The 14,768-nt window shown below is 34.5% G+C and carries 6 protein-coding genes; all 6 read right to left on the reverse strand.

Translation table 11 applies throughout. The annotated features are described in order from the left end of the window. Positions 1 to 3,976: collagen binding domain-containing protein (locus tag DEX24_RS12325; protein WP_146192995.1), on the reverse strand; the 3,976-nt coding region annotated here is incomplete at its 3' end. A 302-nt stretch (positions 3,977 to 4,278) separates the two neighbouring features. Beyond that, positions 4,279 to 10,704 (reverse strand): collagen binding domain-containing protein, encoded by a 6,426-nt coding sequence (locus tag DEX24_RS12330; RefSeq protein ID WP_170112940.1) that lies wholly within the window; start codon positions 10,702 to 10,704, stop codon positions 4,279 to 4,281. An 889-nt stretch (positions 10,705 to 11,593) separates the two neighbouring features. Continuing rightward, entirely contained in the window at positions 11,594 to 11,851 is a 258-nt protein-coding gene (locus DEX24_RS12335; protein WP_109306716.1) for an HPr family phosphocarrier protein, read from the reverse strand. Positions 11,852 to 11,941: 90 nt separating this feature from the next. Further along, on the reverse strand, positions 11,942 to 12,889 hold the full coding sequence (gene whiA / locus DEX24_RS12340; RefSeq protein WP_109306717.1) for a DNA-binding protein WhiA: 948 nt from the start codon (positions 12,887 to 12,889) through the stop codon (positions 11,942 to 11,944). Between the two features lie 21 nt (positions 12,890 to 12,910). Further along, entirely contained in the window at positions 12,911 to 13,879 is a 969-nt protein-coding gene (locus DEX24_RS12345; protein ID WP_109306718.1) for a gluconeogenesis factor YvcK family protein, read from the reverse strand. Positions 13,880 to 13,883: 4 nt separating this feature from the next. Beyond that, entirely contained in the window at positions 13,884 to 14,765 is an 882-nt protein-coding gene (gene rapZ, locus DEX24_RS12350; RefSeq protein ID WP_109306719.1) for an RNase adapter RapZ, read from the reverse strand. Between the last annotated feature and the right edge of the window lie 3 nt (positions 14,766 to 14,768).

The raw sequence follows: 14,768 nt of genomic DNA on the forward strand, positions 1-14,768 counted from the left end.
CTAATACGATTTTGCCCTCTTTTGCTACTACTTTTTCTTCTAGTACTTTGCCTTCTTTAGTTAGTACTTTGTATTCTGATCCTTCTTTAATTACTTGACCAGTTTCATCTTTGTTGATAACTGTGATGATACATTTATTTGCTTCATTTTCGAAATTCGGTAATTTTGTTGTACAGTGATCTGCATCAACTGTAAAATCAATCACTGCTGTGTTGGCATCGTAACCAGAAGGCGTTGATGTTTGTTTTAATTGATAATCGCCACTTTCAAGTTGACCAAAAGTGATGTTTCCGTTGATAGATGTTACTGTCTTGATTACTTTACCATTTTGTATTAATTCAAAAGTTGATTTACCTTGGATTGGTGCTTGCGTATCTTTGTTTGTATTCAAAATAACGACATCACAAACAGGTACAAGTTCTACAATGGCAGGCGTTGTCACACATGTACCATCTTCATCTTGTTCAACTGTTATTGCTGTATATTCTGTTGCAGATGTAAAGTTGGTAATTTTACCATCTTGTTTTAAGAAATAATCGCCTGGTGGTAAATCTACTGAAGCCTTACCATTTTTAAAGTCAATTTTCATTTCTTTATATGGTGTATAGTTACCGTCTGCATTTTTCTCATATACGTTAAACGAGCCGTTTGCTGCGATCTCTTTTTTATCATTTGCATTTTTAAATGATACTGAAATCGTACATGCTTCATGGTCATTTGCTACTTGGAAAGGTGTCGTGATTGTTTGATTACTTGTTGAAAACTCAACCTTTTTACCCGTTTTATATGCTGCATCAATCATATAACCGTTTGGCGCTTGTATTTCTTTTAAGACGTATGGCGTATTGCCCGTTTCTTTCAAACGAACATTTGTAAATTTCACAATGCCATCTTTATCTGTACGACCTGTTTTATAAACAGTGCCAAGATCATCTTCTTTATAAAGATTGAACTCTGCTCCTGCTAAAGCCTTACCCGTTTTACTATCGATTTTTTTAACAAATAGTTCTTTATAAACGACTGTACCCCAACCTGAAGTACTCGCATTATTTACATAGGTTTTTGTCAAAGTGCTTGAATTTGTTAACGATGCTACTTTACCAACAAAATTCAATTGCGCATTATTATCTAATGTTTGACCTTTATCTCCTTCAAAATAAACACTGTAGTTTAATGTATAAGATTTATTAATTGAAGATGGGAAAATAATTTTAAATTGTTTATAATCTTCACTTACGTATAAATAATAGTTTGTATCCGACAATTGATTTGGATTTGTTGTGAGCATTAGAGGTACTTTTTGTCCTGCTACTTTCAAATCAAATGTGTTCAACAAATATTTCATATCATTGGCATTAGCATTTGTGCTTGATAATTGATCTGATACTACAGCATTTGGCAATGTTGAATTTGAATTATTAATTGCTAAAGTGTAGTTAAATGTACGCGTTTTTCCAACTTGGTCACCTGTTTTTGAAAGACCTTGTCCCCCATTTGTAGGTTTAAGAGTCCAAGTGAATTTATCTCCAGGATTTTTACCAAAAATCCCTTCAGAAGTAACTACATTTCCATACTCAATTTCATATAGATCGTCTAAATCTTCTGTTTGATAAACGACTATATATGCTTGATTAGCTGGTACGTCTTTTAAGAATGTGATATCCATTCCCGTATTCCCTTGTCGCTCTGTTACTGAATAGTAATCTGCGGGCAATTCTTTAGTTGTAATCTTTCCACGACCATTACTTGTTAAGTCTGCCTCGAAAATTTTCAATGAACCAGCTACCAATCTCATATTAGATTGAGTAAATGAATCATTAATTACCATACCAGCTTTCACACCAGTCAGTTTATTATTGAAGCCAATTTCCCAGTTCATCACATATTTCCCTGTACTATTGAATTCGCCTTTTCCTGACTTATAACCATTATTCTTCACTTCACCTGGTAAGTTCACTGTTGCTTGTGAAGATGATGTGTATTTAGCTCCCCAAACAACAGTTGCTTTATTGACGAAATGCTGTGTTGTTACTGGATTTAATTTAGTCTTATAAACGATTGTCTTCACATTCGTAATATTCCCTAGATTAAAGCTAAGCCCAGTGGCTGTTTTAGTTGGTTCAAATGATGCACCGTTCACTGTCGCACTCTTATCAATATACGATAAATTACTATTAGTAAATTCATCGTTTACAATGGCATTATTCATCGTATATTGGTCTGAGTTTACAACAATTTTCCATGTTATTTCTTGTTTTTGGAAATCTACTGTTCCAACTGATTTGTTTATAGAGTTTGGTGTATTTGTTATCGTACTTGTAGTAGTTTGACCATTTGATAAGGCTGTATTTGTGACCACTCTATTTTGGTCTACAGTTGCATCTGCTAACGTTGATGCATACTGAATTTGGTATGCGCTATCGATTGTGTCCTTAAATATAATACTCATTTTATTTTTATTATTTGTTGATTCTGATAACGTTACACTGAATTTAGTAGCATCAATCGCTGTTTTCCCTACAACTGCATTACCATTATCATCAAATGTTACAGGGTAAATTTTTACTGAATTTTTATCAAAGTCATGTAAATTTGACATTTCATCCGTAAGAACTGCCTGTTTAAGTTCTTCTGCACTATAGTTATAGTTAATTTTCCAAGTAGCACCTGTTTTAGTAGCTGTACCTGATTTCACCATAAATGGTTGACGGTTAACCGAAATAGTTTTTGAAATTGATTGATTTACATTGTCGCCCTTAATTGTAGCGGCATTTGAATAGCTTGTTGCTTTTAGATCAAGCATTGTTGTCATATACGTAATTTTATATGCTTTTGTAGAACCATTTTTGATTTTCCAAGAATAGTCTGCTTGTTTTGTAAAATCTGCCGTAACATCATCGCCATCTGTAATTTTACCGTTTATATCTATTTTTTGTTCAATTACTTTAAAGCTTCCTTCAACTAAAGATAATTTTGATAAATCAAATGCATCTTTAAAAACCACATCATTTAAGACATCTTTTGTTTGGTTTAGTGTGACTGTCCATAAAATAGTGTCTGGTGCTTTTGAAGCTGTATTTAGTGTGTGATCAGATTTCATCTTACCTGCAACACCATTTTTAGTCATATTATTGTTGACGTTTGCTGGTTTGAATTGTAATGGATATGTTTCTTGTCCTTCAATTGTATCAATTACTACTGCTTGATCTAATTGGTTGGAAGAATTACTCATTAAAACATTCGCAATAGTAATACCTGCAACTAGATAGTCTTTGTTATTAATAGTTGTTGTTCCATTTTCATTTTCTACCTGTTTGCTAAAGGTAATGACGATTTTATCGCCAACAATTTTATACGTACCTAATTCATTGATTGTGCCACCTTCAAGACCATCTGTATTGAAGTTTACTGGCAATGTAATCGTGTACGTATCGCCTTCTTTAAATGTATTTAAAGGAATTGCTAAGCCGTAATCAATCGACATCGCATCTTCTATTTTCACATTGTTTGGTTTATCTTTCACTAGTACTTTATCGCCTACTTTAACAGTTACCGTATTAATAATTGAAGCCGGTACTGCAGCTGCTTTCTCCTCAGAAACAGCTTTCATAGTCGCTTTTTTCGCTGGTGCTTTCTTTGGTGCCTCTTCTTCAGTAGTGGATTTAGCATCTATTGAAGTAGGTGTTGGTTCCACCTTTTCTTCTTTATTAATAGAAGATTCTTTGTTAGATTCTTCTTGTTTGGGATCTTCTGTTGTCATAGGTGCATCATCTTGAGTCGCACTGCTGTCTGCTGCTGCCGCTTCTTCGGCTGGCGCATCATCGTCTGCAGTAGCTTGTTGTTCGGATGGGACAGAAGAATCATTTGTAATTGGTGCTTCCGCTGCTTGTACATTTGCCGGCATAATGACTCCGCTGACAACTATTTGTACAATTAGCATGAATGCCATTAAGGCTGCACTCAGTTGTTTCTTCATTCACTTTCCTCCTCATATTTATTAAAATAGCAAAAAAAAACGCATAAAAGATGTCTTTTCAACAATCGTTTTAATGCAAAACATAGCATACCACTGATAATTATAGAGGTATATGAAGCAAAATTATCATTTTTATCAAATAGTGACCAAAGCATGATAGAGCCTCACTTTAACAGCCTTTTCAACAGACAAAAAAGACCTCCCTTATAAAATAGGGAGGTCCTTTCTATTCAAAAGTGTATATTAGAATAATTTTCGCTAAATGATTCTTTATAACTATTAGTAGTTCTAAAAAACTAATATTAAGCTATTTTTCTACGTTTTCTACCAATGACTAATGCACCTATCAAGAGTAGTGTAAAGCCGATTAATGTCGGCATCAAACTAGTGATACCTGTTTGAGGAAGCTGACCATCTTTGTTCACAGAGAACTTGATCGTTTTGCCACCATTTTTAGAAACAAGTGTATATTTACCTTCAGCAAGATGATCAAGATTCACTTTTCCATCTGCGCCAACCGTTACATTTTTTTCGACTAATTTGCCATTTTCATCATATACATTGTACTGATGACCCGGTGTTTCAGTTGAAGGTACTTTAATTGTACCTGTATTGGTATTTGGTTTATGACCATTTCCATCATTTGTTGATGGTTTTCCTGGCGTTACTGGTGTTATTGGTTTTTGTGGTTTTGCTGGATTTATCGGTTCTTCCGTTTCTCCACCTACATCTGTTTTAGCTGTGAAAGCAACTTTTGTTACACAGTTAATCAGAACAACATCTTTTTTCTTACCTTTATACGTAATATAGGCATCATAATTTGTATGAATATATTTTACTTCATAAGAAGTGACACCATTTTTATCTGTTGTTACTTTTGAGACAGTTTCGCCATTGTTATTTAGGATAGTCAAAACTGCTCCTTTTGCAGGTTCGTCATTCATCGTTACGTGAATAGAACCTGCTTCACAGGCATTTGTTTTAACATCGATCGAAATGGCACATATATCATTTATTGTAATTGATACCGTTTTTACAACTTTACCGATTGTTACTTTTGCTTGGTAATTACTTGAAGCATATTTCCCTTCAAATACTACATTACCGCTCGCATCAACCGTTTTTGTCGCTACTGTTTGTCCTGTAGCATCGATGATTTCCACTTTTACCTTTGTAGCATCTGTCACTTTTTTACCGTTCTCAGTAATTGTCACTGCAAGTTCTTTACAAGATTGATCTACATCAACAATCATTGTGATTTCACAGTTTTCACTGAATTTTGGCATGGTAGTAGATGATTCGCGACCATCTTCAAGCATTACTTTTACCACTGACTCCTTATTCGTTGGGACAGCGTCTTTTGGTAAGACGATTTTACCGTCCACAATAGTTATACTTACTTCTTTACCATCTACCGTTACTTTGACATTTTTTGTTGGTATTTCTACTTTGCCTTCTCTGTCGGCAATGGTGATTTTTTTATCTTGTTCACATACTTTAAGAACGGGTACAAGTGCTTCTGCATCACATGTAGTACGAATAGCAGGAACTATTATAGTCGATTCACGACCATCTTCAAGTGTGATCACTACCGTCGTATTACCAGTCGTATTAAATGACTCTTTTGGTATGACTACTTGACCATTTACAGTTGTTACTGCCGTGTCCTTCCCTTCAACCGTCACTTGAACTTTGTCACTAACGATTACTTGATTCCCTTCTTGATCTATCACTGTTACGACAGTATCTTGATAACAGGCTGGAGGAATTGGCGTGTTTGAAATTGTTATGTCTGCAATACATTCCCCCATTTTAACTTCAAATAACTTAGGAGAGATAGCAAAATAACCTGCTTGATTTTTTGTTTGCACTAACTTATAGCTGCCTTCTTCAAGGGCGGTAATCTGATCACCTTTAGTGTCTGTCAGTACAAGCGATTGCTTTTTAGTAGTTGGTTCTGTCGTTACTTTAATTGCTTCTGCAAGTACTACATCTTTTGTTGCATCTTTTGGATCAATTATTTTTACTAATTTAAATTCTGCTGTTGTACTTGCAGGACCTTCAAAATTAATATGGAAGTCTGGGCAAGAAACCCCTGGTGTTGTTGGTTCTGTCGTTTTAGCAAAATTGATCGTTACTTCACCAAGACATTCTGTCATCTCTTCAATTGCAGTTGGTGCAATTGTTTTATAGCCAGCTGCAGTTTTTGTTTGTATAAGCGTATATGTTTCAATTTTTACTAATTTATTTTTATCTATTACTATTTTTGAATTGGATTTATCATCAAAATAATATAATTTATTATCTGTACCAATTGAAACTTGTGTAATAATATTTGATGAATCGACGCTTGATACTAATGTAAATTCAGAATTTGAAATATAGTCACTATAATTTTTTGACGAAAGATTATTTATAGTGTTTACTACTATTGCATATTCTGCACAAGCATTTTTGACTAAATCTATTGTCGTAGTAGACTTACAATCAATTGCATTTGGTACTACCTTTTCATTGATTGCATTATATCCTACTGGTGTTTTTGTAGATTTTAACTGATAATTTCCAGCCATTAATGGTAAGTCAGAAGAACCTACAATTTTATCGTCTTTTACTAATTTACCATCTATATTTACTGTCAATCCTTCAAGACTAGTAGTTTCAGAAGTAACTGTTTCACCTGTCTGATCGACTAATTTAAAAATAGAGCCTTTATAAAACGCAGCATTTGCACCAATCACTTCAATATAGTAAGTAGTACAGGCAATAATGGATGGATCGATTGTGATCGATACGCCTGTCGAGCAATTTGAATCATCTACCACTATAGATTTTTCCCCTATATTTTTATATCCAATGATATTATTACTTTGAGTTAATTCATAATTACCTTTTTCAATTGCCGTTGAAATTGAAATTTCATTGGTAGATTTATCAATTGTAAGATTTTCAAATTTAATAGCTGGATTTTTTTTATTCGTTAATGTAAATACTGCAGTTGAAACAAATTCATCTGCTGTGTTATTCAAACCATTGACCGCAATTTTAAAGCTTGGGCAAGCGAATGCAATAGCGAATGACACGGCACATCCTTTTGCATCGGTTGTAAAGATTTTTTCAATTTGCGGTAATTTTAGATTTTTCTGTCTTAAAATATACTTTGTTTTCTTGGATAACGATGTTGGAATACCTACTAATTTTCCATCTTTCCCAATTTTAATGTCGCTCTTTATTTCTATTTCACTCGTATCATTTTTAATTTCGTATAATGCAAATTCCTCTTGTCCACCATAACTATTATCTCCAGTAAATGTTATTTCAAATTTAGCGCACGCACCTTTTGTCACATTTTCGATTGTCTTCGTTATAGTTGCTAGCTTGCTTGGATCTGTTGGTATTTCTGCTTTAATTACAATGCGTGTCTTTGAATAATATTCTGATTGACTTACATCATATGGTTCTGGTGCAGAAGCTTCTTTAAGTGTATACGTACCTTCATATAATTCTTCGAATACTAAGTCACCATCGCTATTTGTTTGTCCACTCGCTATTTTTATTGCGCCTGTTTTATTATAGAGCTCAAATTGAACATCTTTGATTGGTGCTCCACTGTCTCCATCTACTTTATGAATTTTAAAATCCACCTTAGTCGTCGTAGCAGATGCGTCAGCGTTCGTAACAATTATTGTATTTTCACGTGGCACACCCGATTGTGTTTCGCCGCCCTTGTAATCACTTAATTCACTTGTTGATAAGGTTGCCACATTGGTTGTTGTAGAGCCTGATGGGCCATTGTACAAAGCATCATATTTTATAATATAGGCTTTTGTAATTGTTGGCATAAATTCTACTTTGAAACCATCTGATGTTTTTTCGATACCGAATCCAGCTGCATTCTTACCGTATCCTGTAACTTTGGAATCAAATACCATCTTGCCTTTAGAATAACTTGCTGCATTCATGTCCAGTTCATAAATTTCAAATGTTTCAGGTAAAATCATTTGATGTTTACCCGGTAAATCCTTAATAGAAGCATTTGTCAAAGTTGATTGACCTTGATTTATAATTATTTGCCATGATAATTTTTCTCCGCCTTCAGTGATTATTGGAGAATCTTTAACGATTATTTTATCTGTATGATTTACGGATACATTTGCAGTTTCATTGTATACGGTCTCACTACCATTAGTTAATGTCGCTGTATTAGTATATTCTTTTTCCATTAACTTATCTTTATCGATTGTATTATATATGAATTTATATGCTTTTGTATTTGGGGTATCTGCTTTAAAGGTGAACTTAAAACCTGTAGCTGTCATTTCCAATACACCCAATGTTGTGTAATCTTCAATTGTTTTTGTTGTTCCAGTAATATCATTTGAATTCTTGAACGTTACTTCTTGTAGTTGGATACTCGTAGCATCTATTTTATGATTACTACCCACTATATCTTCAAATACAGTACCTTGTATGTCATTTAGTTGATAGTTAAAACCCGCTTGCCAACTGATTTTTCGCGTATCATAATGATATTCACCTTGTTTATAGCCATTTTTTGTTGATTGTATAGCGTTTACAGTAGCGCTATCTATTGCCGTTTTTGTCTTTGATGATTTATCTGGTCTCGCATATGTTAACATCGCCTTATTTGTAATAGGCGTTTCTCCTATTGTCTTTGATACATAAGTTGTGCTATATGTTATTTCTTCTTGCGCTTTTACAGTACCTAAAGAAATGGTGAATCCGTGCTTTGGGGTAGTACTTTCTATGAGCGTCCCATTCCTTTTTAAATCTTCCACAGTAGATAGTGTTCGATCATCTGGGTAGCTATCTACTAATGTAACGGATTCCATGTTTTTGGCATCTTTATTAATAGTGATTGTCCAATTAATTTTTTTATTTGCGTAATCAATTGTATGTGATTTGGAGATAATATTTTGCTTATACATCTCCGATTTTTTAGTGATTGATGGTAATTGATCACTACGTTTAATCGTATTTTCTATGGTTAAGTCTTCTTCCAAATAACCGTCTCCATCAATTAATTCGGTTTTATACGTGACAATATAGGCTTGTCCTTTTATCCCCTCTGTAAAATGAAGTATAAAACCTTCTTTATCAGCATTCTTACCTAATGTGTAGGGTTCTACTGATTGACCTGTTGCTTGACCGGCTGAATCTACCGGCACAATTTTCAGCGTTCCGTCTTTAATCCTATGGCCACCTGTGAGTGTATCCGTGTATTCTGCGATAGCTGCAGATAATGTTTTTTGGTTAAAGTTAATTTTAATTTCCCAGTCAATCTCATCTTGACTTTCTTGTACAATCCTTTTTTCAAGAGGTGGTCCATAGTGAATTGTAATATTCCCTATCCCCTTCTCTTGCGAACCTGAAATTGTTGCTGTATTTGTAATTTTTTCACTTGCAACATCTACTTCACTTATATTTTGGGTTACAAGAGTAAATTTATAAGCGAATTTATTGTCAATAGAATAATTGAATTTTGCTGTTGAAACAGGTGCAATCGTTTCTTCTGTACCGACTGCTGTCAACGTACCATCTAAATTGACTTTGTATTTTTGTACTTGCACATTTCCTATATAGGCTAATTTATCAGCAGGCAATAGATCCTCTACTACCGCATTTTTGCTTGCCGTTAAATTTTCATTCGCTGTAATTATCCACGTAATATGACCCGTTTTCTGATCTAATACGCCATCTGTTTTTTGAATTAATTTTTTACCATCTACCTTTGGTATAAATGTGACCGGAATTTTAATTTCTTGTGATGTACTAGTTGTTTCACCAAAAACTAATTCTTGATCTGGCTCCATATTTGCTGTTGCCTTTAACGTTCCAGTTGCTTTGAACTTCCCGTCTTGAATGCTAATTGCTTGGTCTTGGTCTGTTCTAATTGCTGTAAACGTAATAACAACTTCACCATTTTTTACAGAATAGGTAGCAATTATTGTTGAGCCCTCTTTTATTGGTTGGTCGATCAATTCAGTTGCATTAAAAATATTTGTTGGTAATTTATATTTAATATAATCCCCATTATTATGCTCATGATCTACGTCCAGTTTAAATTTAAAATCTAATGAAACTGTGTCACCAATTTTAACCTCTTTATTTGTATTCGTAATTTCTTTGTTATTAAGTTTTGCTGTAACAGCTGTTATAGCATCCTTTATTTCTTTTGGTTGATCTATTGCTTTCGGTATTAATTTTTTCTTTGTTGGTGCGTTTACTACTTCTGTTACCTGTGGTTTGTCTTGCTCTTTTGCCGTTTCTGTTATCTGTGACTTATCTTGTTCTTTGACTGTTTCTGTTGCTTTTTCAGCAGCTAGTTTTGCTTGTCTATCGGCTACTTGTTGTTGTGCTTTTACAAGTAGTGCTTGCAATGCTATTTTTTCAGCACCATCCGTGATTTTATTAACGAATGGTTCTACTGAATTTATATGTGCTTCTACTAAATTTTCTTTAATCGTTTGCTGTTTGTCATCTTGAAACAAACCATTTACCTTTTGTGTTGCTTCTTTAACTGCTGCTTGATTTTGCGCAATTTCTTCTGCCGTTGGTGCTGTTGGTGTTATTCCTGCCTCGTCATTTGTTGATGCAGGTTGCTCTGTTCCTTGTGCTAATGCTTGCATCGGCATAAGGTAGCCAGATGTAATAATATTCATCAACATCATTATTGCTAACAAAGCTGCACTTAGTTTTTTCTTCATGCAATCCCTCATTCCATAAAATTTTCCCCTATTTTTGTACTGTTAAATGTATTCAAAATAGGTGTTTTTTGTTGCTCTTTAGTTATATCGGATTTCATGGTTATTACTATAGTCGGAGTAATAACCCAAATCATGAAATTTCCAATGAACCTAGGTCTTTTTATAAATTAACTAGTAAAAATTTGCTTTTTCATTAGAATTTTATAAAATTTATCACTTTACGCGTATTTTTATTCTGTTGAATCGTATAAGCGTAACGATAGCAAACTATATGTATTGTCAGTTTTTTTATGTATAATCCTACTATTTTTTTCTTTTTTTTATCATTTTATTGATTTCAGATGAATGGAATTCAATAATGAATCTATTGCCCTACTATTCAGATAGTTTACACAAGATAAAAGTTCTTTTTTCATAGGACTTTTATCTCTTTTTTCTTTTTTTTTTAAAATCTCTGTGTCAAATATTGAGATGAATGAAATTGAATGTTTAATTTCATTCCCCTTTTTTATGTAGCTCAGATGTAAACCAACTGCTTATACTGTACTATTAATAAAATTTTCGCTCTATATCATTTATAACCATACGCATTTCGTTTTGTTATTAATTTCTTCTAAAAGGCCATGTGTAAGCAAAAGTAAAACTATTTAACACCTCTTTTTTGCCAATTAGTCAATTTGAATGGTATGGCGTATCTTGTCTAAAGATCGATAAACGAAACGACAATAATGACAGCTATCTGCAATTATGGCAGGTGAACTAGATGTCCGCTCTTCTCAGTAATTGATTTGAATTACTTGATGCTATTTCTAACAGTCTAAAAATAGAACAAAAAAAAAGAGAAAGTACGACAATAAATCTTGTCGTGACTTTCTCTCTGATCATGCTATTATTCTTCTGACTCGATCATCGCTTGTAAACCGGCAATTGCTTCACTTTCATCTCTACCATCAGCGAACAAGATAATGTCAGTTCCATGGGCTACGGCTAAACTCATAATCCCCATGATGCTCTTCGCATTCACCTTTCTTGTTCCTTTTTGTAAAAATACATCAGCCTGATAGCGGTTTGCTTCTTGTACAAAAAGTGCTGCTTGGCGTGCTTGAAGACCGGACTTGAGTTTAACCTCAACCTGCTGTTCTAACATCGTATGTTTTCCTCCTTATAGATTGGCAATACATATGTAGTATGCCGTACCATTTGTTATTATAATTCTATTATAACTCTTTTTTCACAATTATTTTAGAGTAACCTTCTCACCTGCACGTAAAGTTTCGGCAATTTCGTCTATTTTACGTAAACGATGGTTAATTCCTGACTTGGAAACAGTTGTAGACATCATCTCACCTAGTTCTTTTAATGTGACATCTTGATAGGCTACACGTAAGCGAGCAATTTCTTGCAACTTATCGGGTAGTTGTTCAATACCTAGACGATGATCGATATACTTAATGTTTTCAACTTGGCGAATTGCTGCACTAATTGTTTTATTGAGATTAGCCGTTTCGCAGTTTACTAAACGATTAACACTATTGCGCATATCACGCACAATTCGCACATCTTCAAACTTCATCATTCCTTGGTGTGCCCCAACTAAGCTCATAAAATCAGATATTTTTTCCGCTTCTTTTAAATACGTGACAAAGCCTTTTTTACGCTCAATTGTTTTTGCATTTAAATCAAATGTATTCATCAAATTCATCAATGCTTCGCCATGTTCTTGATAAAGCGAATAAATTTCAAGATGATATGCTGAAGTTTCAGGATTATTAACCGATCCACCCGCTAAAAATGCCCCACGTAAATACGCTCTTTTTGAAGATTCTGCTGCGATTAGTTCTGCTGAAATCGTATGGTTAAATAAAAAATTACCTGATAGAATGTCTAAGCTTTCTAATAGTTCCTTCGCGCCGTCACGCAAACGACAAATATACACATTATTTTTTTTCAAACGCATTTTTTTTCGCACGAGTAGCTCTATTTTATAATTGTAGAGTTTTTTCAAAATCGTATACATTCGACGAGCTATAGCCGCATTTTCAGTTTGAACATCTAAGCTCAGTTGCTTATTCGCAAATGACAGTGAGCCATTCATTCGAATCATAGCGGATAATTCCGCTTTCATACTAATTTCAGATGATTCCACTTGCGTTAGCTCTTTCTTCATCTCTGAAGCAAATGACATATTCATTCCTCCTCTCCAATTTCACTTTACATATTCAACTAACCACTCTGCTACTCTCGTCGCTTTATGGCGGACACTACCATTGATACTTACTTTTGCAATATCTTTTTTAATAACTTGTAACCCCATAGCTTGCAAACGATCTACATCAAAACTTACCGGTTCGGCGTCTTCTTCTTCATAAGCTAATTGAACATCTTCAGGTACTTCCGCATCGTTATTTATAAGAATGGTTTGCAGAAATTCAACTCCATCAACATGATCATATATTGCTTGCACGTGATCGGCGGCTGTATAATGTGATGTTTCTCCACTTTGCGTCATTAAATTGCAGATATAGACCTTTTTACCGGATGCACGGATAATTGCATCACGAATATCTCCAACAAGGAGATTTGGAATAATACTTGTGTATAAACTCCCGGGTCCAATGATGATTAAATCCGCTGACTCAATCGCTGAAACAGCTTCTGGTAAAGGTTTTACATTGTCAGGTTTACAAAATACTCGCTTGATTTGCTGTTGATAGGTGGGTATTTTCGATTCACCTTCTACAATCTTTCCATCATGTAGTTCAGCAAATAAAGTAAGTCGTTGATTGGCTGCTGGCAATACGCGCCCATGAACATTTAAAACACGACTCATTTCACGAATGGCATGAGAAAAATCGCCGGTAATTTCTGTTAACGCTGTTAACATCAAATTACCGAGCGAATGACCATTCAAATGTTCTTTACCTTCACCTTTAAAACGGTATTGAAACATTTCCTCTACTAATGGTTCTACCTCAGATAATGCTGCAATTACGTTACGAACATCTCCTGGTGGTGGTATTTGGTAATCATCGCGTAGACGACCTGAACTACCTCCGTCATCTGCTACGGTAACAATTGCGGTTAAATCAACATTGAATTTTTTAAGGCCTCGTAGCAAGGTAGATAAACCTGTACCTCCGCCAACGATGACAATTTTCTTTTTTTCAGTTGCCATGCGCTTATCCCTTTCTCTTTGCAATATCACGATGTGAAACGACAGTTGATTCAAGATCAGCTAAAGTTTTACCGAAATACTCTGCAAGTGTTACTGAGCGATGTTGACCGCCCGTACAACCAAACGCAATAACAAGTTGGGTTTTCCCTTCTTTTTTATATAAAGGAATCATAAAATCGAGTAAATCTGTCAACTTATCAATAAGTGTTTGTGCTTCTTTTTGTTTTAATACGAAGGAAGATACATCTTCTTCCAATCCTGTTTTCGCACGTAATTCTTCTATATAATAGGGATTCGGTAAAAATCGCACATCAAATACGAGATCAGCATCAATTGGCATGCCATGTTTAAAACCAAAGGACATAACATTAATTGTAAATGTATTTTGATGTGCACCGGAGAACTGTTCAATTAATACATTGCGCAATTCTTTTGGTGCCATATTTGACGTATTATAAATTTGTTTTGCACGACCTTTGATTTCAGATAGTAATTCTCGCTCTTGACGAATCCCTTCTAACGGACTGCTATCGTAGGCTAAAGGATGCGAACGTCGCGTCTCTTTATAGCGTCTAACAAGCGTTTCATTATCGGCATCCAAGAAAACAATTTGTGTTGCGACGTCATTTTCTCTTTCAATTTCGTCTAAAGCATCAATCGACGACGCAAAGAAATCACCACCACGTAAATCCATCACAACGACAGTACGAGTTAATTCTTTGTTTGAATCTTTCATCAGCTTGATAAATGTTGGTAGTAAGACGGGTGGTAAATTATCAATGCAATAATAGCCTAAGTCTTCAAACGCACGGATTGCTACAGATTTTCCCGCACCTGACATACCCGTAATGATGATTAACTCCTTCGTTGATTTAGATTGTTCCATGCA

Origin of the sequence: Kurthia sibirica, assembly GCF_003143975.1 — a bacterium.
Taxonomy (GTDB): Bacteria; Bacillota; Bacilli; order Bacillales_A; family Planococcaceae; genus Kurthia; species Kurthia sibirica.

Bases quoted from the DNA above. Each gene is read 5' to 3' on its own strand.
- DEX24_RS12345 (WP_109306718.1), bottom strand. From the start codon at position 13,879: ATGGCAACTGAAAAAAAGAAAATTGTCATCGTTGGCGGAGGTACAGGT.
- DEX24_RS12335 (WP_109306716.1), bottom strand. From the start codon at position 11,851: ATGTTAGAACAGCAGGTTGAGGTTAAACTCAAGTCCGGTCTTCAAGCA.
- DEX24_RS12330 (WP_170112940.1), bottom strand. From the start codon at position 10,704: ATGAAGAAAAAACTAAGTGCAGCTTTGTTAGCAATAATGATGTTGATG.
- rapZ (WP_109306719.1), bottom strand. From the start codon at position 14,765: ATGGAACAATCTAAATCAACGAAGGAGTTAATCATCATTACGGGTATG.
- whiA (WP_109306717.1), bottom strand. From the start codon at position 12,889: ATGTCATTTGCTTCAGAGATGAAGAAAGAGCTAACGCAAGTGGAATCA.